Here is a 26212-nt window from a genome sequence, read left to right as displayed (position 1 = left end):
AACCGTTGCGGCGCTTCGCGGTCGATCACCGCGCCGGCGCCTGAATGCTTACGTCAGGTCAAACTCGCCGACCTTGACGATTTTAAGCGCGTTGGTACCGCCCACCTGCCCCATGGGCTCGCCCCAGGTCACGACGATCATGTCGCCCTTGCGCACGATGCCCTGCGCCACCAACAGCTCTTCCGCCTGCTTCAGCACCTGCGCGCTGGGGGCGTTCTGCATCAGATGATACGCCCGTACATTGCGGTACAGCGCCGCTTTGCGCAAAGTCGTGACGCTGGGCGTGAGCGCGTAGATCGGCGTGTCGATGCTGTGGCGGCTCATCCACAAGGCCGTGGAACCGGATTCCGTCAGGGCCACGATGGCTTTCACGCGCAAATGGTGGGCCGTAAACAGGGCGCCATACGCGATCGACTGGTCGATGCGGGTAAACGTGACGTTGAGGAAATCGGCATCGAGCTTGTTGTATTCGGACTGTTCCGCCTCGATGCAGATGGCGGCCATCATTTCCACCGTCTCGATCGGGTACTTGCCCGAGGCCGTCTCGGCCGACGTCATCACGGCATCCGTGCCGTCGAGCACGGCATTGGCCACGTCCGACACTTCGGCGCGCGTCGGCACGGCGTTGACGATCATCGATTCCATCATCTGCGTGGCCGTGATCGCCAGCTTGTTCGAGGCGCGCGCCATCTTGATCATGCGCTTTTGCAGGGCCGGCACGGCCGCGTTGCCCACCTCGACCGCCAGGTCGCCGCGCGCCACCATGATGCCGTCGGACGCGTCGAGGATTTCCTGCAGCGCAGGAATGGCTTCCGCGCGCTCGATCTTGGCGATCATCATCGGCTTGTGGTGGTACGGTTCGCCCGCGATATTGGCCAGCTGGCGCGCCATTTCCATATCGGTCGCGCATTTCGGGAAGGAAATGGCCAGATAGTCGGCCTGGAAACTCATGGCCGTCTTGATATCTTCCATATCCTTCGCCGTCAGGGCCGGCGCGGACAAGCCGCCGCCCTGGCGGTTGATGCCCTTGTTGTTCGACAGCTCGCCGCCAATCTTGACGGTGGTGTGGATTTCGCTGCCGTGGATGCGCTCGACGATCAGCACGATGAGGCCGTCGTTCAGCAGCAGCACGTCGCCCTTGTGCAGGTCGCGCGGCAGGGCCTTGTAATCGAGGCCCACGCGTTCCTGGTTGCCCAGCTCGCCATTCTCGCCCCACTTGGCGTCGAGGATGAAGCGCTCACCCGGCTCGAGCGCGATGCGCGTGTTTTCAAACTTGCCGACACGAATCTTCGGCCCTTGCATGTCGGCCATGATGGCCACTTCGCGGCCGCACTCGGCCGCCGCCAGCCGCACCAGCGCCGCGCGGTCGATATGGTCCTGCGCCTTGCCGTGGGAAAAATTCAAACGCACCACGTCGACGCCCGCCCGTATCATCTTCACCAGGATGTCGAAGTCGGTAGAGGCGGGGCCGATTGTTGCTACGATTTTTGTACCACGTGGCATAGGATTCCTTGTGCGCGAGCGAAGGTGATCAAGGCCGGTTTGATGTTACATCCGGCAAGGTAAAAGCGCAGCGGTCAGGCTGCGCTTGGTACTGAACGGCTAACTGCTGCGCCTTACGCAGCGCGCTGCATCAGAATTTCCACGGCGGGCAAAGTCTTACCTTCCAGGAATTCCAGGAAGGCGCCGCCGCCCGTCGAGATATAGCTGATTTGATCGGTAATGTCGTATTTGGCAATCGCCGCCAAGGTGTCGCCACCGCCGGCGATCGAGAATGCTTTCGATTCGGCAATGGCCAGCGCCAGGGTCTTGGTGCCGTTGCCGAACTGGTCGAATTCGAACACGCCGACGGGGCCGTTCCACACGATGGTGCCGGCAGCGGCGATCTGCTGCGCCAGCAGGGCAGCCGTTTTCGGGCCGATATCGAGGATCATGTCGTCGTCGGCCACATCGGCCACGTCCTTGACGGTGGCGGCGGCCGTTGGCGAGAACTCCTTGGCGCACACGACATCGACGGGAATCGGCACTTGCGCGCCGCGCTTGGCCATGATGTCGATGATGGCACGGGCTTCCTCGACGAGTTCCGCTTCCACCAGCGACTTGCCGACATTCAAGCCAACGGCCTTCATGAAGGTGTTGGCGATGCCGCCGCCGACGATCAGGTTATCGACCTTGTCGGACAGGGCTTTCAGGATGGTCAGCTTGCTCGATACTTTCGAACCAGCAACAATCGCCAGCAAGGGCCGGGCCGGCGCGTGCAACGCTTTCCCCAGCGCATCGAGTTCGGCCGCCAGCAGCGGGCCGGCGCAGGCGACAGGCGCGAACTTGGCGATGCCGTGCGTGGACGCTTCCGCGCGGTGGGCCGTGCCGAACGCGTCATTGACGTAGATATCGCACAGCTTGGCCATTTTTTGCGCCAGCTCATCGCTGTTTTTCTTTTCGCCCTTGTTCACGCGCACGTTTTCCAGCAAGCCCACTTGCCCGGCAGCCAAGGACTCCAGGCCGGCGCCATCGATCCAATTTTGCTTCAATGCAACTTCTTGGCCCAGCAACTCGGACAGGCGGGCGGCCACGGGCGCCAGGCTGTCGGCCGGCTTGAACTCGCCTTCCGTCGGACGGCCCAGGTGCGACGTCACCATCACGGCGGCGCCAGCGTCCAGCGCGGCGCGGATGGCCGGCACCGAGGCGCGGATGCGCGTATCTTCGGTGATCTTGCCACTGTCATCTTGCGGGACGTTCAGGTCGGCGCGGATAAACACGCGCTTGCCTTGCAGTGCATTTTGGTCGATCAAATCTTGCAGACGGATGAAGTTGAGAACAGCTGACATGGCGATCCAGATGACGAGTGGAAGGAAGTGCGCTATTTTACCGCAATGACCAGACCAAATCGCCGATTTGTCCTGCTTTACTGAAAAACGTGCAACAGTCGCAAGCCCGTGAAAACCAGCATGCCAAACACGATGGTTTGCAACATATTGCGCCGAATCACAAAAAAGATCGTGGCGGCAATACCCGACAAGAGTTTCAAATTGGACAATTCCAGATGCACCTGCTGCCCCTCCATCAGCATGTCGGGCGCGATGATGGCCGCCAGCGCGCAGGCCGGCGCATAGCGCAGCATCTCGCCCACGCGGCGCGGGATGGTGATGTGGTGGCCGACCAGCCAGAAGGTGCTGCGCGTGGCGGCCGTGGCCACCGTCAGCACGGCGATGGCCAGCCACACGTCAAAGCTGCCCCAGTCGATATTGTCAAACATGGCGTTTTGTCCACTTTTCCGTCAATTCTTCCACGGCCATGGCGCTGACCATGCCCACCAGCACGGCCACCAGCAAGCCCAGCTTATACGGCAGGCTGAAGGCAAGCACGGCCACCGTGCCCGCCACCAGCACGCCGCACAGGGCGGCGCGGTTCTGGATCAGCGGCACGGTGACGCACAGGATCGCCAGCGTCCCTGCAAAGCCCAGCCCCCATTCGGCCGGCACAACGGCACCCAGCACGATGCCGATGAAGGAACCGATCTGCCAGGCCAGCCAGTTGGGATAGATCAGGCCCTTGAGGAAGGGCAGCTTGGCCGGGGCCGGCGCCTCGTCGCGGTAGCGCTGCAGGAACAGCCCCACCGTGATATCGCCGGAAACATAGCCGAGCGCAAAACGCTGGCGCCACGGCAGATGGGCGAAATGGGGCGCCAGCAGCACGGAAAAGATAACAAAACGCAAATTGACGACGAGGGCCGTGGCAAAGATCACCCACACGGGCGCCTGCGCGGCCAGCAGGGGCAAGGACGCGAGCTGGGCCGAACCGGCAAAGACGAACAGGGTCATGGCGCCCGCCTGCGCCACCGTCAGGCCGCTCTTCACCATGGCCACGCCCACCACCATGCCCCAGGCCGCGATGCCCAGCAGGCTGGGCGCGCCCAGTTTCAGGCCGGCATGCCAGGCGTCTTTCAGCAGAGCGTCATCGCGGGCGGCCGCGATCGCGTTCACGCGGCGCTCCGGCAGGCTGAGTGTGGTAACTGCACAACAATGGTGCGTAGCGACAAGGGCGACAACGGCGATACCGGCAAGGCAAATCCAGTCATGGTGGCGCTGCAGGCGCCATATTTCCGCAAAAAACCGCGCCGCAGCCGAAGAGGGTCGAGCCGCCATTTTAGCCATGATTTTTGCTGTCTGCCTGAATCCGTTAAAATCGTGCTTTTGGCAGCAGCCGACTTCCATCCATACAGCCTCACGGAGCATGACAAGATGACAAATACCACCCAGCCAGCGGTCGAACTCGACAGTAAAGACCTGCCAGCCCACTGCCCTAACCCGGCCATGCCGCTGTGGTCGTCGCATCCGCGCGTGTTCCTGGAATTCAACAAGAGCGGCATCGCCAAGTGCCCGTACTGCGGCACCGCCTACACGCTGAAGGAAGGCGCCAGCGCCGGCCATCATTAAACTGCCCAGCGGCGCGCCACCAGCGCGCCGTTTTCATTTGCACAGCTGCACCGATCAGTCCGGAGTCGTCATGAAACGTCTGAAGGAACTCAATGGCAGCGCCGCGGAAATCGAAGCGGCGTTCTACGATGCCTTGCACCGCGCCGACCTCGAAGCGCTGATGGCGCTATGGGCCGACGACGAAGAAATCGTCTGCATCCACCCGGGCGGCGCACGCCTGATCGGCCATGCGGCCATCCGCGCTTCCTGGGAAGCCATCCTGGCCGGCGGCGGCCTGCACATCGTGCCGGCCCAGCTGCATGAAACGCACAATCTGATGAGCTCGGTACACACGGTCATCGAAGGCGTCACCGCCGAGGAAGGCGGGCCGGCGCACCTGCTGGCCACCAATGTCTATGTGAAAACGCCGCGCGGCTGGCGCATCGTGCTGCACCATGCCTCCATCGCGCCGGGCGGCGCACCGGCGGACCATGCGGGAGCGCAGATCCTGCACTAATCTCTGAACGATGACTTACACCGCCCCATTCTGGTTGCCCAGCGGCCACTTGCAAACGATTTATCCGGCCCTGTGCATCAGCAAGCCTGCCGTGCCCTTCCGCCGCGAACGCTGGCAGGCGCCCGATGGCGATTTCGTCGACGTCGACCTGGTCGATGGCCAGCCGGGCCAGCCCTTCGTCGTGCTGTTCCATGGCCTGGAAGGCTCCTCCGGCAGCCATTACGCGCGCGCCATGATGGCCGAAGTGGCCGCGCGCGGCTGGTCGGGCGCCGTGCCGCATTTTCGCGGCTGCTCGGGCGAAGCGAACCTGGCGCCGCGTTTTTACCATTCCGGCGACGCGCAGGAAGTGGACTGGGTCTTGCGCGCACTGCGACCGCGCGCCAGCGGCAAGTTTTACGCGGCCGGCGTCTCGCTGGGCGGCAACGCCCTGCTGTGCTGGCTGGGCCAGTCGCAGCACCAGGCGGACTTCGTCGACGCGGCCGCGGCCGTGTCCGCCCCGCTGGATCTGGCGCAGGGCGGCAAGGCCCTGTCCGCGGGTCTCAACCGGCTCTACACGCGCATGTTCCTGAACACCCTGAAACCCAAATGCCTGGCCAAGCTCGAGCAGTTTCCCGGCCTGTTCCCACGCGACGCCATGCTGGCCGCGCGCGACCTGCACGCGTTCGACAATGTCGTCACGGCGCCGCTGCACGGCTACCGCGACGCCGACGATTACTGGCATCGCGCCAGCGCGAAACACGTCTTGCAGGACATCACCGTGCCGACCCTCGTGCTCAACGCGCAGAACGACCCCTTCCTGCCCGGGCGCTTCCTGCCTGCCAGCGCCGCGCCCAAGGTCACGCTCGACTATCCGCGCCATGGCGGCCACGTGGGCTTTGCCGTCGGGAAATTGCCTGGCAGCATAGACTGGCTGCCGCAGCGCCTGCTGTCCTTTTTTGAAGGCGGCAGCGGGGCGCCGTCTTCGCCGCAAAACTGTCACGCTGACGGCTTGCGCACTTCAACAGAAAACGCCTTACATGGATGATCTCGTCAAGCAGGCCCTGGCCAAATGGCCGAACGTGCCCCACTGCTACGGCTGGCTGGGGCTGGACGCGCGCGGCAACTGGCGCATGCGCGACCAGCATGCGCAGCAACAGCAACTACCGGGCGACAAGATCGCCCACGCGGCGCTGCTGGGGTTTATCAACCGCAATTACGACCATGACGAGCGCGGCTGCTGGTTTTTCCAGAACGGTCCGCAGCGCGTCTACCTGAACCTGGAAGCGACGCCCTACATCGCCCGCAGCGATCCGCAACATGGTTTTGTCTTGCAGACGGGCGCGCCGCTGGCGGCCATCGATGCAGCCTGGCTGTGCGACAACGGCGCCCTGATCCTGCGCCATGGCGCCATCGTGGCGCAGGTGGATGACCGCGACATGGCGCAGGTGCTGCCCGCGCTGCGCCTCGATGGCCAGGCGCTCGGCGACGACGCCCTGCTGGCCTGGCTGGAAGGGGGACAAGGCAAGCTGACCTTGTTACATGACGGCAAGGAGATTGCCGTGCAGCCGCTGGGCCATGCCGCCGTGCCGCAGAGCTTCGGCTTCCAGCGCGCGCCGCAAGCCGCATAGGGGCTAGCCCTTCTGCTCCTTCAGCTGTTCGCGGCGCTTTTCCTGCAATTCCCGCTCGCGCGCATCGATCACGGCCTGGTCATAAAAGGTCGCGTCGGTGGACTTGCGGGCAATCGTCAGCTGGTCCAGCGCGGCCATGGTGGCGCCCTGCAGCACATAGGATTCGGCCAGCGCCATGTGCTGCAAGGTCATCTTGCCCTGGTCCGCATACACTTTCGCCAGCAAATCGTACAGTTCCGGCTCTTCCTTGTAGAGCTGCACCTGGTCGCGCAGGTACAGGGTCGCCTGTTCCAGCTTGCCGGCGGCCATCAGCGCTTCCGCATACTGGCGCGCGATGCCGCGCGAGAGGGGAAACTGCTGGCGCGCCGCGTCCGCCGCCTTCAGAGCCTGTTGCGCCACCTCCTTCTTCTGCGCCGGCATCAGCAGCACTTCCAGCCCCATCGCCGCCAGCAGCGAATTGGGACCCTGCGTGCCGCCCGAGGTAAACACATTCGGCCCGACCGGCTGGTGCAGGGCCGCATTGGCCGCGTCGAGCTCCTTCTGCGCCTCGACCGGATTACCTTGCTTGACGGCCACATAAGACAAGCCATAGTGGGCGGCCGTTACCTGGAAGCGGCTTTGCTGCTCCAGCTGCGTCTTGAAGACGGCCCTGGCATTCAACAGGCCTTGCACGCTTTCATCCTGCAGCACGCGGGCACGGGCGCGCGCCAGGTGGAAATTCAGGCTGTCCGGACGCTGCTTGTACGGCTGCTCGCGGATGCGCGCCTGGATGTCGGCGATGCGCTCGGTGGTCAGGGGATGCGTCTGCAGGTAGGCGGGCATCAGGTCGCTGTACGAGCGGCTGGCCGCCTGCATGCGGCCGAAGAAGGCCACCATGCCGGTGGTGTCGAAACCGGCCTCGCCCATGATCTGGAAACCGATGCGGTCCGCCTCGCGTTCGGCGTCGCGGCCGAAATTGAGCTGGCGCTGGATGGCCAGGCCCTGGCCGGCGGCAAACACGCCCATGGCCACGTCGCCGCCCGCGCGCGACGCCAGCGCCGCCAGCAGCATGGCCGCCAGCGGCATCAGGGCATCCTGGCGCTGCTGCCCCAGCATGCGCGCGATATGGCGCTGCGCCACGTGGCCGATCTCGTGCGACAGCACGGACGCCAGTTCCGCTTCCGTTTGCGCGGCCAGCAGCAGGGCCGAGTGCACGCCGATGAAACCGCCGGGCAAGGCGAACGCGTTCAATTGCGGATCGCGCACGGCAAAGAAGAAATAATCGTAATTCGTTTCGCCGCGCACGCTGGGCCGCGCCGCCACGAGGGCGTTGCCGAAGGTGTTCAGGTATTCCAGCAGCGGGGCGTCGTCGAGGTAATCGCGGTCGCCGCGAACGCCGCGCATGATTTCCTCGCCAATCTTGCGCTCCATCGCCGGCGACAGGTCTTCGCGCGAGGTATCGCCCAGGTTCGGCAGGTTCGGCGCGGGCGGCACGGCCGACGGCGTCCAGCCGCTGGCCGGCTTGGCAGCCGTGCTGGCGGCTGGCGCCGAGGTATAGGTTTGCGCCAGCGCACAGGGCGCAGCCAGCCATAACGCGGCCAGCACGGACATGCGCCATGGCTGGCGCCGCAATGCCGCGCCGGCGTTTTCAAGTACGGACTGGAGGGTAGTTTTTGAATTCACGGGTGATATCATACCTTGTTCGCGACGCCGTTTCCGCGCGACAGGCATGCGATATGCTTGTGGCACGGCTTTCCCTTACGGCATGCCGCGCCCCCATTTCCTGACCCACTTTTGACGCCATGACAACAGCAGACAAGCAAGCCCCCGCCGGGGAACTGACCCATTTCGACGCCACGGGCCAGGCCCATATGGTCGACGTGGGCAGCAAGGAAGACACGCGCCGCAGCGCCGTGGCGGCCGGCACCATCCGCATGCAGCCGGCGACGCTGGCATTGATCATCTCCGGCAACGCCAAGAAGGGCGACGTGCTGGGCATCGCCCGCATCGCCGCCATCATGGGCGCCAAGCGCACCAGCGACCTGATTCCCCTGTGCCACCCGCTGGCGCTCACGCGCGTGACGGTCGACTTTGACATCGACGCCGCCGCCAACAGCGTGCACTGCCGCGCCCAGGTCGACACGACGGGCAAGACGGGCGTGGAAATGGAAGCGCTGACCTCCGTGCAGATCGGCTTGCTGACGATTTACGACATGTGCAAGGCCGTCGACCGCGGCATGGTCATGACCAATGTGCGCGTGCTGGAAAAGCATGGCGGCAAGTCGGGCGACTGGCACGCCAAGGTCTAGGGCGCAGCGCCACCGCTTCAGGCGGGCACTGGCGGCGCCGCCTTGAGGCGGCGCAAGTCGCACAGCAGCCACACGGCGCTGCCCAGGCACAGCACGAGGATGGCGATCGACAGCGGCAGGTGGAATTGCTCCAGCCCCGCCAGCGCAAAGCCGGCGTGGATCAGGAATGTGCCCACGCCCAGCGCGGCGCACACCGCCGCATAGCGCCGTGCCTGCATGGTGCCCAGCAACACGTGGCGGTAACCGGCCAGCACCAGAGCAATCGCCGCCAGGTTGAATACCAGGAAACCCTGTATGCCGCCCGGCACATGAAACATTTCCCATTCACGCCAATACGCCGCATCAACCTGATGCAGGATCAGCAACAACATCGTCCAGAAATAGCTGCGCGCCATAAGATTTACATTCGTCAATATTGACGCAATTGTAAAGCTTGCGGCGCGTAGCGGTACGGCACCCGGCATTTTTTGTTGCCAATGCCGATTTTATTGATGTAAATGCTTTTTCATTAAGAAATCATGCATACTGCTATTCGACCACATTGAGACGAGTAGCGCATGACAAGCAACAAGCCCGCCGCGGAAAGCAAGCTCCAGGACTTCGAATTCGAAGCCATGAATCTGCAGGTGGGCGGGCGCATCCAGTTCATCACGCACCGCACCATCAAGCCCATCCAGCATTTCTCGACCGTGATCGGCTATGTGAAGGATGAGTATCTGATCGTCAAGATTCCGCAGGAAAACGGCGCCGCCATCATGCTCAACGAGGGCGACAAGCTGACCATCCGCGTGTTTTCCGGCGTTACCGTGTGTTCGTTTTCCTGCAGCGTGCTGCGCATCTTTGGCCGCCCCCTCAATTATGTCCACCTGAGCTTTCCCGACACCATACAGGGCACGAGCCTGCGCACGGCGATGCGCGTCAAGGTGGAGATACCCGCGCAGCTCAGCTACCGTGATGTGGCGGCCGTGCCCGTGTTCATCGTCAACCTCAGCGTTTCCGGGGCGCTGATCGAGGCGCCCAGCATGCTCACGCCCGACGACGACGGCGTGGCCCTGAGCTTTACCCTGCTGGTGCAGCCGAACAAGCACCAGATGCGCGTCAACACGCGCGCCCGCATCCAGAACGTCAGCGTCGGCAAGCCGTCGCATGGCCAGGCGGCCGACGCGCCCGAAATCTATACGTATGGCGTGCAATTCATCGACCTGGAACCGACCCATTACACGCTGCTGCAAAACCTCACCTACGAAGCGCTGATCGCGGACCGGCAAAAAATCGTCTGATGGCGGCCAGGCAGTCGGCGCTCACAGCGTTGCCGCCGGTGGCGGCGGATTGTTCTTCAGGATGGCCTCGATCGCCGCCCCATTCGTCACCGTGGTGCTGTTCATCCACGTCAGGCTGCTGCTGCCCGGCGTCAAGGTCATTTTCACGATCTTGCCACCCACGCCATTGCCCAGATCGCCAGCCAGGGTCAGCTCGATATCGCCCGTCGTGACCTTGGCGCTGGCCACTTCGCGCGTCGGCGTGAATAGCGGGATGACGCCGGGCACGTTGGCGGCGGGCGTGCTGCAGATGGCTGCCGCGCCGCCATTTTCCTGCACGCACAGGGCCACGGCCGTCTTCAACGGAGCGGCAGCGGCCAGCACGTTGCTGACCTTGGCCCGCATCGTGTAGTCGCCATACTGGGGAATGGCCACGGCCGCCAGGATGCCGGCGATGGCCACGACGATCATCAGTTCTATCAGGGTAAATCCGCTTTGCGCGCGCATCGTTTCCTCCCTTGTGCAGATGCTCATGTCCTGCACGGTGCAAGCGCCATGCCAGCGGCGCGCATGGGGCGGAGGGGATAGGAAAGCAAGAAAAACGACGCATTTGGGCGCCATCGGGCGCTTTTCGTCCCCCGGCGCCACGATCCGCCGTAGCGCACAGACAAAAAAAAGGAGCCGAAGCTCCTTTTTTGTACTGCGGCGACCAGGCTGGAATTACAGCATGGCTTTCAGCAGACGCGCCATTTCCGACGGGTTCTTGGTCACGGTGATGCCGCAAGCTTCCATGATTTCCAGCTTGGCTTGTGCCGTATCGGCACCGCCCGAGATCAGCGCGCCGGCGTGGCCCATGCGCTTGCCTGGAGGAGCGGTCACGCCAGCGATGAAGCCAACGACCGGTTTTTTCATGTTGTCTTTGATCCAATAAGCCGCGTTGGCTTCATCCGGACCGCCGATTTCGCCGATCATGATGACCGCGTCGGTATCTGGATCGTCATTGAACATCTTCATGATGTCGATGTGCTTCAGACCGTTGATCGGGTCGCCGCCGATGCCGACTGCCGACGATTGGCCCAGGCCCAGTGCGGTCAGCTGACCCACTGCTTCATAGGTCAGGGTGCCCGAACGCGACACCACGCCGATACGGCCCTTCTTGTGGATGTGGCCTGGCATGATGCCGATCTTGATTTCGTCTGGCGTGATCAAGCCTGGGCAGTTAGGGCCCAGCAGCAAGGTTTTGCTGTTGGCTTTAGCCATGCGGTCTTTCAGGGCCATCATGTCACGGACAGGAATGCCTTCGGTGATGCAAATGGCCAGATCCATTTCAGCTTCGACAGCTTCCCAGATCGCCGCTGCCGCGCCTGCTGGCGGTACGTAGATCACGGAAACGTTGGCGCCAGTTTCTTTTTTCGCTTCGGTGACGTTAGCGAAAATAGGAATGCCTTCGAAGTCTTCGCCGGCTTTCTTCGGGTTCACGCCTGCCACGAAGGCAGCTTTGCCGTTCGCGTAGTCGCGGCAACCGCGGGTGTGGAACTGGCCGGTCTTGCCGGTGATCCCTTGGGTAACGACTTTGGTATCTTTATTGATCAGAATGGACATGTTGATTCCTTAATTAAGCTTGACCGGCAGCAGCGGCAACGACGCTCTTGGCTGCATCTTCCATGGTGTCGGCTGCGATGATAGGCAGACCGGAATCGGCCAGCATCTTCTTGCCCAGGTCTTCGTTGGTGCCCTTCATGCGCACGACCAGCGGTACGTTCAGCGAAACGGCTTTCACCGCGGCGATGACGCCTTCGGCGATCACGTCGCAACGCATGATGCCGCCGAAAATGTTCACCAGGATAGCTTTCAGGCCTGGGTTTTTCAGCATGATCTTGAACGCTTCGGTCACTTTTTCTGCCGTGGCGCCGCCGCCGACGTCCAGGAAGTTGGCTGGCTCGCCGCCGAACAGCTTGATGGTGTCCATGGTGGCCATGGCCAGGCCGGCGCCGTTCACCAGGCAACCGATGTTGCCGTCGAGCGAGATGTAGGCCAGGTCGAATTTCGACGCTTCGATTTCAGCTGGATCTTCTTCGTCCAGATCGCGCAGGGCGACGATTTCCGGATGACGGAACAGGGCGTTCGGGTCAAAGTTGAACTTGGCGTCCAGGGCGATGACTTTGCCGCTGCCGGTGACGATCAGCGGGTTGATTTCGGCCAGCGAGCAATCGGTTTCCCAGTACGCTTTGTACAGGCCTTGCAGGTTGACGCGGGCGTCGGCGATGGAACCGGCAGGCACGCCGATCTTGGCGGCGATGTCGTCTGCCTGGGCATCGGTCAGGCCTACGCCCGGATCGATGGTGACGTGGTGGATCTTCTCAGGGTGGCTCTCGGCCACTTCTTCGATGTCCATGCCGCCTTCGGACGAAGCCATCAGGACGATTTTCTGGGTGACGCGGTCGGTGACCAGCGAAACGTACAGTTCCTGTTTGATGTCGGCGCCTTCTTCCACCAGCAGGCGGTTGACTTTCTGGCCTTCGGCGCTGGTCTGGTGCGTGATCAGCTGCATGCCCATGATCTGGTCGGCGTATTCCTTGACCTGTTCGATCGATTTTGCCACTTTCACGCCGCCGCCCTTGCCGCGGCCACCTGCGTGGATCTGCGCCTTGACGACCCATACCGGACCGCCCAGGGTTTCCGCAGCCTTGACGGCTTCGTCGACGGACATGCACGGAATACCGCGTGGTACCGTCACTCCGTGCTGCCGGAGGATTTCTTTGGCTTGATACTCATGGATTTTCATGCTGGCTTCCCTTCTGATACTGATTTGTAAAAATACGGTTAGTGGTGCAAAAAAAACAGGAAAAACAGAGCGCCGGGGTCACGCCTTGGCTACCCAGCGCGGGTAATACTGTGCAACTGCCCCGCCATCGGTGCGCAGGGCGTGGCATTTGTCGAGTTGAAACGGCTTTTCATGCGACAAGTCAGCATTCGCACCGTCACGGGTCGACCAGACATCGCCGGCAAATGCCTGAACCGTTGCAGTCGGCAAGACTTGCGCCAGTTCGGTCAAATGGGTACAGCCGGCGATTCCCGCCAGGCGCTGTTTCAAGTCGCGGCGGAAATTCTTCAATAGATTCAGACCGATCAGCGCCCTGTAGGCGGGGCCGATGGTATCGCAAAAACCGGGATACGGCACGGCATCGGAGGCAGCTTCGGCCTCGACAATGGTCAGTTCGCGATCGACGGTAATGCGTAAATGGAGGTCATGCAGGGGGGCGCCGGCGGGACGGGGGCCGGAGGCCAGGGTCGCGTCATAGCTTTTGATATCGGTGATACGGGCGTCAATATCCCACAGGCCGTCGTCGCGCAGATACGCTTGGACGTCGATAACGCGGGAGTGCCGTAGGGCGCGCCGGGATACGGGAGTTGACAGGGGCATAAGACCGATGCCGCTTGCGCGGCCATAATTTAGTAAGCAGCCATGTGCATAAAGCACGCCGTTCGCAGCTTCTACGAACAGCAACCGCACCTGCGGCGCCGCAAAAACCCTAAAAGTGTAGCACACTGGACGCCGGTTGCGCCGCAACATAATTTTTCATTGCTTTGATAAAAACATTTCAAAGCATAAAGAATTCACATGGAAATTGACGCTGTTATCACGTATGGTGATGATAGATATGGCCCGATCTCGCCATGCGCCGCGCCAAACAGGCCCGTCGCCCCGGCAGGCGGCTGGGCTGGCCCGACGAACGATGCGCAGTGCAACAATACGCCGCCATCCGACCAGCGGATGGGCAAGGCAAACGGCATTGGCAGGAAGATAATGATACGCGGCGGCACCGGCCCGCCAGCGCCGGCACAGACAGGACCGTGACTGTTGCAGATGGAACACAGCGGAGACCGGCCCGCCGGTCAGCATGCGAGCGGCGGACCGGAGCGGGGGGCGACGCCGCAAGGTGCGATGCGCGCGCCGTGCGAACCACGTCGGTTCGGCTAGTCGTCCTCGGGCTCCAGGCCTTTCAAGGCCACCTGCACGGCGCGCTGGGAAAAACCGCGCTGCATCAGGAAGCGCATCTGCTTGCTGCGCTGCTCGGCATCCTGCGCCACTACACCAAACTTGCGGCGCCACACCTCGCAGGCACGCGCCACCTCGCCTTCGGCCAGCCCGGCCTTGAGCTCTTGCAGCGCCTCGCCGCCGATGCCATGGCTTTGCAGCTCGGCCATGATGCGGCTGTTGCCAAAGCGCGCCGAGCGGCGATGGATCAGCGACTCGGAAAAACGTTCCTGCGACAGCCAGTTGGCCTGCTCCAGGCTGTCGAGCAAGGCTTCCACATCGTCGCCTTCCTGCGCATGGCGCTGCAGCTTGCGCCGCAATTCCATGCGGCTGTGTTCACGCATCGACAGGAAGCGTAGCGCCCTGCCCTTCAGGCTCAACTGTACCGCTGCCATCATTCCACCCTATCGTCCATCACATCAACACCACAGATATAGCGTCAAACATACCGCCAAAATACAAATGCCGCCTGGCGCACGGGCGCGAGGCGGCATTCATTGTAGATCTTTTGCCCGGCAAGCTTGCGGCGCAAGGGGCCGCCATCCTGCTGCGGCAGGACCAGCCCGAAAGCGGACCCTGCCGCGGCAACTGGCCTGCAGGCCAATTTTCCTGCTGAGTTGCCGGCTAAATTGCCTGCTGAGTTGCCTGTTTACTCGGCCGCTTTCGCTTCCGCAGCCTTGGCCGCCTTGTCGGCGGCTTTATCCGCTTTTTCCGGCTTTTCAGCGGCCAGCGGCGGCAGTTCACGTACGCCCAGCGATGCGCGGACCTTGTTTTCGATCTCGCGTGCCAGTGCCGGACGCTCTTGCAGGAAGGCGCGGGCGTTGTCCTTGCCCTGGCCGATGCGTTCGCCGTTATAGCTGTACCACGAACCGGATTTTTCCACGATCTTGGCATCCGAACCCAGGTCGAGGATTTCGCCTTCGCGCGAGGTGCCGGCGCCGTACAGGATGTCGAAGTGCGCTTCCTTGAATGGCGGCGCGATCTTGTTCTTGACGACCTTGACCTTGGTTTCGTTGCCGATCACTTCATCGCCGGACTTGATCGAGCCGGTACGGCGGATGTCCAGGCGCACGGAAGCGTAGAATTTCAGCGCATTGCCGCCGGTGGTCGTTTCCGGGCTGCCGAACATCACGCCGATCTTCATGCGGATCTGGTTGATGAAGATGACCAGGGTGTTCGTGCGGTTGATGGAACCGGTCAATTTACGCAGCGCTTGCGACATCAGACGCGCTTGCAGGCCCGGCAGGGAATCGCCCATGTCGCCTTCGATCTCGGCGCGTGGCGTCAGTGCGGCCACGGAGTCGATGACCACCAGGTCGACGCTGCCCGAACGCACGAGGGCGTCGCAGATTTCCAGCGCCTGCTCGCCCGTATCCGGTTGCGAGATCAGCAATTCATGCAGGTTTACACCCAGTTTTTGCGCATAGCCGACGTCGAGCGCGTGCTCGGCATCGATAAAGGCGCAGGTGCCGCCCAATTTTTGCATTTCTGCAATGGTTTGCAGGGTCAAGGTGGTTTTACCCGACGATTCCGGACCGTAGATTTCCACCACGCGGCCGCGCGGCAAGCCACCGACGCCCAGCGCGATATCCAGCCCGAGCGAACCGGTCGACACGACTTGCACTTCTTCGATCGGTGCGCTGGCATCCATGCGCATGACCGAACCTTTGCCAAACTGCTTCTCGATCTGCGCCAGTGCGGCGGCGAGCGCCTTGGCTTTTTCCGATGCGGGTACTACAGCTTTTTTATCGTCCATATGTTCTTTCAGCCTGGGTGAGCGCGTGGGTTAAATTCGTTACAGACACTACTGTATAAAAAAACAGTGATCAATGCAAGCGGAACGTGGATTTGTTTTGAAACAGATCAATACAAGCCTTGTTTTTCACAAAAACTCGCCACCTTGCGGAAAATGAAACACAATACAAGCTTCTACCGTCGCAAGCCGAGGAAGCCTGACCATGCGTATTTTACTTGCCGAAGATGACAGCGTGCTGGCTGACGGGCTGACCCGTTCGCTGCGCCAGTCCGGCTATGCCATCGATTACGTGAAGAACGGACAGGAAGCCGATACGGCCCTGTCCACCCAGGAATTCGACTTGCTGATCCTCGACCTCGGCTTGCCGAAGATGTCGGGACTGGAAGTGCTGCGCCGCCTGCGCGCGCGCGCTTCGCTGCTGCCCGTGCTGATCCTGACGGCCGCCGATTCCATCGAGCAACGTGTGAATGGCCTCGACCTGGGCGCCGACGATTATATGGCCAAGCCGTTCGCCCTGTCGGAACTGGAGGCAAGAGTGCGCGCCCTGACCCGGCGCGGCGCGGGCGGCGGCGCCACCATCATCAAGCACGGTCCGCTCAGCTATGACCAGGTGGGACGCAGCGCCTACATCAACGACCAGATGCTCGACCTGTCGGCGCGCGAACTGGGCTTGCTGGAAATCCTGCTGGGCCGTACGGGCCGTCTCGTTTCCAAAGAGCAGCTGGTCGACCACCTGTGCGAATGGGGAGAAGAGGTGTCGAACAACGCCATCGAAGTGTATGTGCACCGGCTGCGCAAGAAGATCGAAGTGGGCGGCGTGCGCATCGCCACCGTGCGCGGCCTCGGCTATTGCCTGGAAAAATATTCGGAAGCGGCGCGCCTGCAAGCCGAAGCGGGCGAGGCGGCCGCCCCTGCCAGCGGTCCCGCCACCAAGTGAAGGCGCGCGAGGCGCCCGCGGACGAGGCGGCGGACGACGACTGGTTCGAGCCGCCCACCACGGAACAGGATGACACCATCGAGCATTCGCTGTTCGGCGAAATTCTCGACTGGATGCTGGCGCCCTTGCTGCTGCTGTGGCCGATGAGCATCGCCATCACCTACCTGGTGGCCAAGAGCATCGCGAATCAACCGTTCGACCATGCGCTGGAAGACAGCGTCACCGTGCTGACGCAGCAGGTCAAGCAGGCCGATGGCGCCATGCTGCGCCGCCAGCCGGACAAGAACGCCAGCAACACGGGCCGCGACTTCCTGCGCGGCGACGATGTCGACACCCTGTATTACCTGGTGCTGGGCGAGCGCGGCGAATACCTCGACGGCGACCGCGACTTGCCGCCGCCGCAGGACCCCGACAAATACCGCAGCGGCACCGTGCTGTTTCGCAATGACACCATCCATGGCACGCCCGTGCGCGTGGCCTTTACCTATCTCGACATGCCGGCCAGCACCGACGACGAGCCGCGCCGCGCCCTGGTGCAAGTGGGCGAAACCCTGGAAAAGCGCGCGCAGCTGGCAAACGAAATCATCAAGGGCGTGATCTTGCCGCAGTTCATCATCCTGCCCGTGATCCTGGCCCTGGTCTGGTTTGCCCTGGCGCGCGGCCTGTCGCCGCTGGCGCAGTTGCAGGAACGCATACGCGCGCGGCCGCCGGACGATTTATCGCCGATCGAATCGGGCCAGGTGCCCGAGGAAATCACGCCACTGGTCGGTTCGCTCAACGACATGCTGGCGCGTCTGTCGCTGTCGATCGACATGCAGAAGCGCTTCATCGCCGACGCGGCGCACCAGATGAAGACACCGCTGGCCGGCATGCGCATGCAATCCGAACTGGCCTTGCGCCAGACCGACCACGACGAGATCCACCGCTCGCTGTTGCAGCTGGCCAAGAGTTCGGAGGCGGCCACGCGGCTGGTGAACCAGCTGCTGGCCCTGGCGCGCGCGGAAAACCAGCCGCAGGCGGGCACGGCCTTTGAACCGATCGAACTGAGCGAACTGGCGCGCGGCGTGGTGCAGGACTGGGTGCAAGCCTCGTTTGCCCAGCATATCGACCTGGGCTTCGAGCAGGCAGCGTACCCGATCATAATTTCCGGCAATGCCATCATGCTGCGCGAACTGCTGAGCAACCTGATCGACAACGCCCTGCGCTACACGCCTGCCGGCGGCAGCGTCACGGTGCGCGTGCGCAGCACCCTCGAGCTGGCCATCCTGGAAGTGGAGGATACGGGCCCCGGCATTCCGCCAGCCGAGCGGGCGCACGTGTTCGAACGCTTTTATCGCATTCTCGGCAGCAATGCCGACGGCAGTGGCCTGGGCCTGGCCATCGTGCGCGAAATCGCCCAGCAGCACGGCGCCGAAGTCGACATTTTCAATAATCCGCGTGCGCAGTCGCCCAAGCTGCCGGGCACGCTGTTGCGCCTATGCATAGCCCTGCTGCTGCCGGACGCGCCCGAAGAGGATGACATCACATATGGATAAGCCGGTTCCCCCTGCCGCGCCGGCGCGGCCGTCGCGCGCGCCCAGTCCCGAGTTGCAGCAGCGCCTCGATGCGCACTGGCTCAGGACGCGGCGCCTGACGGCCGTCTTGCTGCTCATCTGGCTGCTGACAGGCTTTCTGACCGTGTTTTATGCGCGCGAACTGCTGCATCTGAATCTGTTCGGCTGGCCGCTGCCCTTCTATATGGCGGCCCAGGGCGCCTCGCTCGTGTACCTGGCCATCATCGCCGTGTATGCCTGGCGCATGCGCCGCCTGGACCGGGCCTTCCATGCCAGCGAGCAAGCATGAGCGGCCAGCGCACCTTCTTTGGCCGGCTGTGCCGCTACTACCTGCTGTTTGCCGGCGGCTTCGCCGCCTTCCTGCTGGCCCTGACGGTGCTGGAGCAGGAAGGCATGCCGCGCGTCTGGATCGGCTACCTGTTCATGTTCGCCACCATCAGCCTGTATGCCACCATCGGCGTCATCAGCCGCACCTCGAACGTCACGGAATACTATGTGGCGGGGCGCAGGGTGCCGGCCATGTTCAACGGCATGGCGACGGCCGCCGACTGGATCTCGGCCGCCAGCTTCATCAGCCTGGCGGGCGGCCTGTACCTGAACGGCTTCGATGGCCTGGCCTTCATCATGGGCTGGACGGGCGGCTATTGCCTGGTAGCGCTGCTGATCGCGCCCTACCTGCGCAAGTTCGGCCAGTACACGATCCCCGATTTCCTCGCTGCCCGCTACGGCAGCGGCGCGGACGGGCGTGGCGCCGCCGTGCGCGTGGTGGCCGTGGCCGCCACCATCATCGTGTCGTTTACGTATGTGGTGGCGCAAATCTACGCCGTCGGCCTGATCGCCTCGCGCTTCACGGGCGTGGATTTTTCCGTCGGCATCTTTCTGGGCCTGGCCAGCATCCTCGTGTGCTCCTTTCTCGGCGGCATGCGCGCCATCACCTGGACGCAGGTGGCGCAATACATCATCATCCTCGTCGCCTTCCTGATCCCCGCCATGTGGCTGTCCGTCAAGCATGCGGACAATCCCGTGCCGCAGATCGCGTATGGCAAGGTGCTGCCACAACTGAGCGCGCGCGAGCACGTGCTGGAGGCCGATCCGAAGGAAAACGAGGTGCGCGCCATCTTCCGCCAGCGCGCCATCAGCTACCAGGCGCGCATCGACGGCTTGCCCGGTTCCTGGGAACAAGGCCACCTGGCCGCCCAGCGCCAGCTCGACAATTTGCGCCAGCGCAATGCCTCACTGTTCGATATCCGCAACGCGGAACGCAGCCTGATCGCCTATCCGAAAAGTCCCGATGAAGCGCGCGCGCTGTGGCAAACGGCGCAAGCGCACAACCAGAAGCGCGCCGAGCCGATCACGCCGCACGCGCTGCCGTTTCCCGCGCCGGACCGCGCGCAATCCGACATCAAGCGCAACAATTTCCTCGCCCTCGTGTTTTGCATGATGCTGGGCACGGCCGCCCTGCCCCATATCCTGATGCGATCGTACACCACGCCCTCCGTGCACGAAACGCGCGTCTCCGTGTTCTGGACCCTGTTCTTCATCTTGTTGATCTATCTCACGATTCCTGCGCTGGCCGTGCTGGTCAAGTACGACATTTACTCGGCGCTAGTGGGCACGCAATACGCGAACCTGCCCACATGGGTATCGTACTGGGCCAACGTGGACAAGCTCAGCCCCCTGATCAGCATCGTCGACGTCAACCGCGACGGCATCGTGCAACTGGCGGAAATTTCCATCGACGCCGACGTGCTGGTGCTGGCCACGCCCGAGATCGCCGGCCTGCCCTACGTGATATCCGGCCTGGTGGCGGCGGGCGGCCTGGCCGCCGCCCTGTCGACGGCGGACGGCTTGCTGCTGGCCATCTCCAACGCCCTGTCGCACGACATCTATTACAAGGTGGTCGATCCCACCGCATCGACGCAGAAGCGCGTGACGATCTCGAAACTGCTGCTGCTGGCCGTGGCCTTCATCGCCGCCTACGCGGCCTCGCAAAAACCGGCCGACATCCTGTCGCTGGTGGGCGTGGCCTTCTCGCTGGCCGCCTCGACCCTGTTCCCGCCCCTCGTGCTGGGCGTGTTCTGGAAACGCACCACTTACCAGGGCGCGCTGGCCGGCATGCTGGCAGGCTTCGGCGTGTGCCTGTATTACATGCTGCACACGAGCGCCATGCTGGGCGGCAGTGCAGCCGGGCAATGGCTGCATATCGCGCCGATTTCCGCCGGCATCTTCGGCGTGCCGGCCGGCCTGGCCGCCGCCATCCTCGTCAGCTGGCTGACGCCGGCGCCGGGACGCCGCAGCACGGGACTGGTCGAGCATATCCGCGCACCGGAATAACAATGCGAATAACAATGCATCAAGGGCTGGGGGATGCAAAACAATGTCTCGACAGACTTATCGGAAAAGACGGCACAGCCGCAAAAAAGGAGTAGGCTGGAGGGCCGTTCCACTTACGAGGAAATCCCATGCCGTCTGGAAAAATTCTTGTCGCCCAAGGGGGCGGTCCCACCGCCGTCATCAACCAGTCGCTGGTAGGCGTGGTGCTCGAATCGCGGCGCTTCCAGCACGTCACGCGCGTGTATGGGGCGCTGCACGGGGTGCGCGGCATCGTCAATGAAGAGTTTGTTGATCTGACGCAGGAAACCAGCCATAACCTGGAACTGGTGGCCGCCACGCCCTCGTCCGCCCTCGGCTCCACGCGCGACAAGCCCGACATCGCCTACTGCCAGCAAATCTTCGAAGTGCTGCGCGCGCACGAGATCGAACACTTCTTTTACATCGGCGGCAACGACTCATCCGACACGGTGCGCATCGTCAGCGAGGAAGCGCACAAGGCCGGCTACCCGCTGCGCTGCATCCACATTCCCAAGACCATCGACAACGACCTGGTGGGCAGCGACCACACGCCCGGCTTTCCCTCGGCCGCGCGCTTCGTCGCGCAAGCGTTCGCCGGCGCCAACCTCGACAACGCCGCCCTGCCTGGCGTCTACGTGGGCGTGGTGATGGGCCGCCACGCGGGCTTCCTGACAGCCGCCTCGGCGCTGGGCAAGAAGTTCCCCGACGACGGCCCGCACCTGATCTACCTGCCCGAGCGCGTCTTCGTGCTGGAAAACTTCCTCGCCGACGTGAAGGCCGCGTATGCCAAGTACGGGCGCTGCGTGATCGCCGTCTCCGAAGGCATCCACGATGCCTCGGGCGAGCCGATCGCCAGCCTGCTGGCCAAACAGGTGGGCAACGAGGTCGAGCGCGATGCGCACGGCAATGTGCAATTGTCGGGCACGGGCGCGCTGGCCGACCTGCTGTGCGACGAGATCAAGTCCAAGCTCGGCATCAAGCGCGTGCGCGGCGACACCTTCGGCTATTTGCAGCGCTCCTTCATCGGCTGCGTTTCCGACGTCGACCAGCGCGAGGCGCGCGAAGTGGGCGAAAAGGCCGTGCAGTTCGCCATGTGGGGCGAGCGCGACGGTTCCGTCGCCATCAAGCGCACGGGCTTTTATTCCGTCGACTATGCATTGCTGCCCCTGTCAGACGTGGCGGGCAAGACACGCACCATGGAAGACGAGTTCATCAGCGCCAGCGGCACGGACGTGACCGATGCCTTCCGCCTGTATCTGCGTCCGCTGCTCGGTTCCGGCATGCCGGACGCCTTCCGCCTGCGCGCCGCCAAAGTAGCGAAAGTCTTGAAGCCTTAGTGGCTTTCCGCCAGCAATAGCGGCCGCAGCTTGACGGCCGCCTCCTTGAGCTGCGGCACGTGCTGCATCAGCTGTTCCACGGATTTTCTCGCCACGGGCGCGTGGCAGGCGACGGCCGCCACGATGCGCCCGTCGGCCGCGCAGATGGGCACGGCCACGGCCACCATGCCGTGCACGAATTCCTCGTCGTCGATGCCGATGCCCAGGCGGGCGATGCGCACGATCTCGCGCTCGAGCAGCGCGGGATCCGTGATGCTCTTTGGCGTGCGCGCTTCCAGCCGCAGCATGGCCAACAGCTCGCGCCGCTCCAGCAAGGACATGTGCGCCAGGAACAGCTTGCCGCTGGCCGTGCAATGCATGGGCGCGCGCGTACCGAGCACCAGGTGCAGGCGCAGCGGTTCCTGCGTTTCCACCCTATCCACATACACGATGGCATTGCCTTCTGGAATGGCGAGATTGCACGTCTCGCCCGTGGCCGCCACCAGGCTGCCCAGGATGCTGCGGCTGACACGGATCAGGGCATTGTTGCGCAGGGTGGCCAGCGCCAGGTTGGTCGAGGCGGCGCCCGGCACATAGCCGCGTCCCACGGGCGTGCGCAGCACGTAGCCGTGCTGTTCCAGCGTATCGAGCAGGCGCATCATGCTGGCCTTGGGCACCTGCATGCGCGTGGCCAGCTGCGACAGGGTCAGTGGCTGGCTGGCGCTGGCCAGGTGCTCGATCAGGCGCAGCACGCGCAAGCCGCGCGCCTCGTCGCCATGGCTGGCCGCCGCAGCGCCCGCCTGGCCAGCGTCTTCGGTCTCGGCCGACCGTTTTTGAAACGCATCATGCATGTTCTGTTTCACCTCTCGCGTATGCGGGTGTTTCCGCTTGTCTCGGTGTTGCGCGTCTTTTATAAATGGAACCAGATGTTCCAGAAATAATCAATAAAGACCAGTGTATCGCAAAAAACGCCCGCCGAGGCAAGCCGATACCGCAACGCAGGAGACAAGCACCATGTCGCAAACACACTACGATTACATCGTCGTCGGCGCCGGTTCGGCCGGCTGCGTGCTGGCCAACCGCCTGTCGCACGACAGCGGCAACCAGGTATTGCTGCTGGAAGCGGGCGGCAAGGACAACAATCCCTGGATACACGTGCCGGTCGGCTATTTCAAGACCATGCACGATCCCAGGCTGGACTGGTGCTACCGCACGGAAGCGGACGCCGGCATCGCCGGGCGCCAGTTGCAATGGCCGCGCGGCAAGGTACTGGGCGGCTCCAGCTCGCTCAACGGCTTGCTGTATGTACGGGGCCAGAAGGAAGACTACGACCGCTGGGCCGAACTGGGCAACGCCGGCTGGAGCTATGCCGAGGTGCTGCCCTACTTTAAGAAATCGGAAGACCAGGAACGCGGCGCCAGCGACTACCACGGCGTCGGCGGCCCCTTGAAAGTGTCGGACCTGCGCCTGCGCCGTCCCATCGCCGAACACTTCATCGCCGGCGCCACGGAAAGCGGCATCCCCTTCAATGCCGATTACAACGGCGCCACGCAGGAAGGCGTCGGCTACTTCCAGCAGACGGCCAGCAATGGACTGCGCTGGAGCACGGCGAAAGCCTTTTTACGGCCGGCCCGCAAGCGCGCCAACCTGCGCGTGGAAGTGCGCGCGCAAATCACGCGCGTGCTGTTCGAAGGCAGGCGCGCCGTCGGCATCGAATACCGGCAGGATGGCCAGCTGCGCCAGGCGCGCGCCAGCGGCGAAGTGATTTTATGCGCAGGCGCCATCGGCTCGCCGCAAATCCTGCAATGCTCGGGCGTCGGTCCCCGCGCCCTGCTGGAAGAAGTCGGCGTGCCGCTCGTGCACGATCTGCCCGGCGTGGGACAGAACCTGCAAGACCACCTGCAAATCCGCCTCGTCTTCAAGACCCGGCTGAAAACCCTGAACGATGAGGTCAACAGCCTGTGGGGCAAGCTGTGGGTGGGCATGCAATATGTGTTTTCCCGCTCGGGGCCACTGACCCTGGCGGCCAGCCAGGTGACGGTGTTTACCAAGTCCTCGCCCGAGGTGGAGCGGCCCGACATCCAGTTCCACATGCAGCCGCTGAGCGCCGACAAGCCGGGCGAAGGCGCGCATCCGTTTTCCGCGTTCACCTCGTCCGTGTGCCAGCTGCGCCCGCACAGCCGCGGCCACGTGTCGATCAAGTCCGCCGATCCCCTCGCCTATCCGGGCATCTACCCGAATTACCTGTCCGACCCGCGCGACCAGCAGACGGCGATTGCCGCCCTGCGCGTGGCGCGCCGCATCGCCGCGGCGCCGTCGCTGGCGCCGCACATCATTTCCGAGTTCGTGCCCGGCCCGCAATTCGAGACGGACGCGCAGCTGCTGGATGCGGCGCGCCGCTTCAGCCAGTCGATCTACCACCCGAGCGGCACCTGCAAGATGGGGCACGACGCCATGGCGGTCGTCGATGACCGCCTGCGCGTGCACGGCATGCAGGGCTTGCGCGTGGTCGACGCCTCGATCATGCCGGAAATCGTCTCGGGCAATACGAATGCGCCCACCATCATGATCGCCGAAAAAGCCGCCGACATGATCCTGGCGGACGCCGTGCGCCTGCCGCAGGCGGCATAGCGGACGCCCGATCCACTCGCACCCGATTCCCCCCTACCCGAGGAGGATGCCAGCGGCGGGCAGACCGGCCCGCCCCTGTTTGACCAGCCGCCGCGCCAGCAGCGCGGCGGCTGCACCCCAACCATCCAAAAAAACACATAATCGATATCGATTGGAGACTAGATATATGGACAACAATCCGAAAAAGGCCAAAGAGCTACGGAAAGTCGTGATGGCCAGCGTGATCGGCGCCACCATCGAATGGTATGACTTCTTCCTGTACGGCGTCGTCGCCGGCATCGTGTTCAGCAAGCTGTATTTCCCCGGCGGCGATCCGCTCGTCTCGACCATGCTGGCCTACGGCACCTTCGCCGTGGGCTTCCTGTCGCGCCCCATCGGCGGCGTGATCTTCGGCCACTTCGGCGACAAGATCGGCCGCAAGAGCATGCTGGTGATGACCCTGATGATCATGGGTATCTCCACCTTCCTGATCGGCGTGCTGCCGACCTATGACCACATCGGTTACTGGGCGCCCGCCCTGCTGCTGTTCCTGCGCGTGCTGCAGGGCATCGGCCTCGGTGGCGAATGGGGCGGCGCCGTGCTGATGGCGTATGAATATGCGCCGCCGAAGGAGCGCGGCTTCTATGCCAGCCTGCCGCAGATCGGCCTGGCCATCGGCCTGTGCCTCGCTTCCGGCGTGGTGGCGATCCTGTCGTACAGCTTGACGGATGCGCAATTTTTGTCCTGGGGCTGGCGCGTCGCCTTCATCCTGTCGGCCGCCCTCGTCTTCATCGGCATGTGGATACGCCTGAACGTGATGGAAACGCCGGAATTCCAGGCCGTCAAGGAGAAGAACGCGGAAACGCAGATTCCGTTTTTCGACCTGCTGAAACGCTATCCGGGCAACGTCTTGAAGGGCATGGGCGCGCGCTATATCGACGGCGTCTTCTTCAATATCTTCGGCGTGTTTTCCATCACGTATCTCACCAACACCATCAAGATCGCCCGCACGGAGGCACTGATGGGCGTGATGGCGTCGGCCGTCGTGATGTGCTTCTGCATCCCCTTCTTCGGCCGGCTGTCGGACCGCATCGGCCGCAGCAAGGTGTTTTTCTGGGGTTCATTGATCACGGGCGTGTCGTCGATTCCCGCCTTCTGGATCATGCTTAACCACGCCGACAATCCGCTGCTGCTGTGGTGTTCCGTGATCATCCCGCTCGGCGTGCTGTATTCAGCCGTGTATGGCCCGGAAGCGGCGCTGTTCTGCGACCTGTTCGACGCCAGGGTGCGCTACACGGGCATCTCCTTCGTCTACCAGTTCTCCGGCATCTTCGCCAGCGGCCTGACGCCCATCATCGCCACCTACCTGCTGAAAACGGGCAATGGCGAGCCGTGGCACATCGTCGGCTACATCCTGTTCGCCTCCCTCGTCTCGGCCGTCAGCGTGGCCATGATCGGCAAGGGCGGCGCGCAGCCGGAAGGGGGCATGAAGCCGGCGCACGCACGGTAAGCTGGCGACAGGCGTAAAAAAAGCAGGCTCTCGAAAGAGGCCTGCTTTTTTAT

At 63.3% G+C, this 26212-nt stretch carries 26 protein-coding genes; 13 read left to right on the top strand and 13 right to left on the bottom strand.

From position 1 onward, the window contains the following. Window positions 1–48: 48 nt before the first annotated feature. The 4 genes from pyk to AC1RDJ_RS01135 form a co-directional block, all read right to left on the bottom strand. The gene (gene pyk, locus AC1RDJ_RS01150) at window positions 49–1503 is read right to left on the bottom strand and encodes a pyruvate kinase (protein ID WP_071321849.1); all 1455 of its coding nucleotides are present in this window, start codon (window positions 1501–1503) and stop codon (window positions 49–51) included. A 113-nt stretch (window positions 1504–1616) separates the two neighbouring features. Then, entirely contained in the window at window positions 1617–2828 is a 1212-nt protein-coding gene (locus AC1RDJ_RS01145) for a phosphoglycerate kinase (protein WP_493026276.1), read from the bottom strand. A 77-nt stretch (window positions 2829–2905) separates the two neighbouring features. Beyond that, window positions 2906–3256, bottom strand: coding sequence for an AzlD domain-containing protein (locus AC1RDJ_RS01140; protein ID WP_071321847.1), 351 nt, complete (start codon window positions 3254–3256; stop codon window positions 2906–2908). Then, complete coding sequence (locus AC1RDJ_RS01135; protein WP_493026275.1) at window positions 3249–3983, bottom strand: AzlC family ABC transporter permease; 735 nt, start codon at window positions 3981–3983, stop codon at window positions 3249–3251. Before AC1RDJ_RS01135 ends, AC1RDJ_RS01140 begins: the two co-directional genes overlap by 8 nt. A 258-nt stretch (window positions 3984–4241) precedes the next feature. On the opposite strand from AC1RDJ_RS01135, the gene AC1RDJ_RS01130 reads away from it, so the two are divergent. The 4 genes from AC1RDJ_RS01130 (at window position 4242) to AC1RDJ_RS01115 (ending at window position 6539) form a co-directional block, all read left to right on the top strand. Further along, complete coding sequence (locus tag AC1RDJ_RS01130; RefSeq protein ID WP_071326184.1) at window positions 4242–4436, top strand: zinc-finger domain-containing protein; 195 nt, start codon at window positions 4242–4244, stop codon at window positions 4434–4436. A 70-nt stretch (window positions 4437–4506) separates the two neighbouring features. Further along, on the top strand, window positions 4507–4932 hold the full coding sequence (locus AC1RDJ_RS01125) for a YybH family protein (RefSeq protein WP_071321845.1): 426 nt from the start codon (window positions 4507–4509) through the stop codon (window positions 4930–4932). Window positions 4933–4942: 10 nt separating this feature from the next. Next, complete coding sequence (locus AC1RDJ_RS01120) at window positions 4943–5956, top strand: YheT family hydrolase (protein WP_493026274.1); 1014 nt, start codon at window positions 4943–4945, stop codon at window positions 5954–5956. Further along, on the top strand, window positions 5949–6539 hold the full coding sequence (locus AC1RDJ_RS01115; RefSeq protein WP_493026273.1) for a DUF2946 family protein: 591 nt from the start codon (window positions 5949–5951) through the stop codon (window positions 6537–6539). Before AC1RDJ_RS01120 ends, AC1RDJ_RS01115 begins: the two co-directional genes overlap by 8 nt. A gap of 3 nt (window positions 6540–6542) precedes the next feature. Here the strand turns inward: AC1RDJ_RS01115 and AC1RDJ_RS01110 are convergent, their stop codons facing one another. Further along, on the bottom strand, window positions 6543–8129 hold the full coding sequence (locus AC1RDJ_RS01110; protein ID WP_493026555.1) for a M48 family metallopeptidase: 1587 nt from the start codon (window positions 8127–8129) through the stop codon (window positions 6543–6545). Between the two features lie 191 nt (window positions 8130–8320). On the opposite strand from AC1RDJ_RS01110, the gene moaC reads away from it, so the two are divergent. Continuing rightward, window positions 8321–8827 (top strand): cyclic pyranopterin monophosphate synthase MoaC, encoded by a 507-nt coding sequence (gene moaC, locus AC1RDJ_RS01105; protein WP_493026272.1) that lies wholly within the window; start codon window positions 8321–8323, stop codon window positions 8825–8827. 17 nt (window positions 8828–8844) lie between these two features. Here the strand turns inward: moaC and AC1RDJ_RS01100 are convergent, their stop codons facing one another. Then, the gene (locus tag AC1RDJ_RS01100) at window positions 8845–9222 is read right to left on the bottom strand and encodes a DUF6713 family protein (RefSeq protein ID WP_071321841.1); all 378 of its coding nucleotides are present in this window, start codon (window positions 9220–9222) and stop codon (window positions 8845–8847) included. Window positions 9223–9384: 162 nt separating this feature from the next. On the opposite strand from AC1RDJ_RS01100, the gene AC1RDJ_RS01095 reads away from it, so the two are divergent. Continuing rightward, on the top strand, window positions 9385–10107 hold the full coding sequence (locus AC1RDJ_RS01095) for a flagellar brake protein (protein WP_071321840.1): 723 nt from the start codon (window positions 9385–9387) through the stop codon (window positions 10105–10107). A gap of 21 nt (window positions 10108–10128) precedes the next feature. Here the strand turns inward: AC1RDJ_RS01095 and AC1RDJ_RS01090 are convergent, their stop codons facing one another. The 6 genes from AC1RDJ_RS01090 to recA all read right to left on the bottom strand — a co-directional run bounded on the left by AC1RDJ_RS01090 (window position 10129) and on the right by recA (window position 15881). Continuing rightward, window positions 10129–10593 (bottom strand): pilin, encoded by a 465-nt coding sequence (locus AC1RDJ_RS01090; RefSeq protein ID WP_083411585.1) that lies wholly within the window; start codon window positions 10591–10593, stop codon window positions 10129–10131. A 213-nt stretch (window positions 10594–10806) separates the two neighbouring features. Continuing rightward, the gene (gene sucD / locus AC1RDJ_RS01085) at window positions 10807–11688 is read right to left on the bottom strand and encodes a succinate--CoA ligase subunit alpha (protein WP_034746085.1); all 882 of its coding nucleotides are present in this window, start codon (window positions 11686–11688) and stop codon (window positions 10807–10809) included. A gap of 13 nt (window positions 11689–11701) precedes the next feature. Next, the gene (sucC, locus tag AC1RDJ_RS01080; protein ID WP_071321838.1) at window positions 11702–12871 is read right to left on the bottom strand and encodes an ADP-forming succinate--CoA ligase subunit beta; all 1170 of its coding nucleotides are present in this window, start codon (window positions 12869–12871) and stop codon (window positions 11702–11704) included. Between the two features lie 78 nt (window positions 12872–12949). After that, window positions 12950–13660: a DUF2889 domain-containing protein gene (locus AC1RDJ_RS01075; RefSeq protein WP_335589257.1), complete on the bottom strand. Its 711-nt coding sequence runs from the start codon at window positions 13658–13660 to the stop codon at window positions 12950–12952. Between the two features lie 404 nt (window positions 13661–14064). Continuing rightward, entirely contained in the window at window positions 14065–14520 is a 456-nt protein-coding gene (recX, locus tag AC1RDJ_RS01070) for a recombination regulator RecX (protein ID WP_071321837.1), read from the bottom strand. Window positions 14521–14774: 254 nt separating this feature from the next. Continuing rightward, on the bottom strand, window positions 14775–15881 hold the full coding sequence (gene recA / locus AC1RDJ_RS01065; RefSeq protein ID WP_071321836.1) for a recombinase RecA: 1107 nt from the start codon (window positions 15879–15881) through the stop codon (window positions 14775–14777). 202 nt (window positions 15882–16083) lie between these two features. Here recA and AC1RDJ_RS01060 point away from each other — a divergent pair, with 202 nt between their 5' ends. The 5 genes from AC1RDJ_RS01060 to AC1RDJ_RS01040 all read left to right on the top strand — a co-directional run bounded on the left by AC1RDJ_RS01060 (window position 16084) and on the right by AC1RDJ_RS01040 (window position 22060). After that, a complete protein-coding gene (locus AC1RDJ_RS01060) occupies window positions 16084–16818 on the top strand; it encodes a response regulator (protein ID WP_071321835.1) in 735 nt (244 codons plus the stop codon). Continuing rightward, complete coding sequence (locus AC1RDJ_RS01055) at window positions 16815–18353, top strand: sensor histidine kinase (RefSeq protein WP_493026271.1); 1539 nt, start codon at window positions 16815–16817, stop codon at window positions 18351–18353. The genes AC1RDJ_RS01060 and AC1RDJ_RS01055 overlap by 4 nt, the downstream gene beginning before the upstream one ends. Continuing rightward, window positions 18346–18660 (top strand): DUF4212 domain-containing protein, encoded by a 315-nt coding sequence (locus AC1RDJ_RS01050; protein ID WP_071321833.1) that lies wholly within the window; start codon window positions 18346–18348, stop codon window positions 18658–18660. The genes AC1RDJ_RS01055 and AC1RDJ_RS01050 overlap by 8 nt, the downstream gene beginning before the upstream one ends. After that, window positions 18657–20705, top strand: a complete 2049-nt coding sequence (locus AC1RDJ_RS01045; RefSeq protein ID WP_071321832.1) for a sodium:solute symporter family protein — start codon at window positions 18657–18659, stop codon at window positions 20703–20705. The genes AC1RDJ_RS01050 and AC1RDJ_RS01045 overlap by 4 nt, the downstream gene beginning before the upstream one ends. Window positions 20706–20833: 128 nt before the next feature. Beyond that, window positions 20834–22060 (top strand): 6-phosphofructokinase, encoded by a 1227-nt coding sequence (locus AC1RDJ_RS01040; RefSeq protein ID WP_071321831.1) that lies wholly within the window; start codon window positions 20834–20836, stop codon window positions 22058–22060. On the opposite strand, the gene AC1RDJ_RS01035 is transcribed toward AC1RDJ_RS01040, so the two are convergent. Further along, window positions 22057–22890: an IclR family transcriptional regulator gene (locus tag AC1RDJ_RS01035; protein ID WP_083411584.1), complete on the bottom strand. Its 834-nt coding sequence runs from the start codon at window positions 22888–22890 to the stop codon at window positions 22057–22059. The genes AC1RDJ_RS01040 and AC1RDJ_RS01035 overlap by 4 nt on opposite strands. Window positions 22891–23053: 163 nt before the next feature. Here AC1RDJ_RS01035 and AC1RDJ_RS01030 point away from each other — a divergent pair, with 163 nt between their 5' ends. After that, a complete protein-coding gene (locus tag AC1RDJ_RS01030; RefSeq protein ID WP_071321830.1) occupies window positions 23054–24670 on the top strand; it encodes a GMC family oxidoreductase in 1617 nt (538 codons plus the stop codon). A gap of 166 nt (window positions 24671–24836) precedes the next feature. Beyond that, entirely contained in the window at window positions 24837–26159 is a 1323-nt protein-coding gene (locus AC1RDJ_RS01025; RefSeq protein ID WP_071321829.1) for an MFS transporter, read from the top strand. Window positions 26160–26212 lie beyond the last annotated feature (53 nt).

It is taken from the genome of Janthinobacterium sp. GW822-FHT07H10, from assembly GCF_058798675.1.
This window is presented reverse-complemented; position numbering and strand designations above follow the sequence as displayed.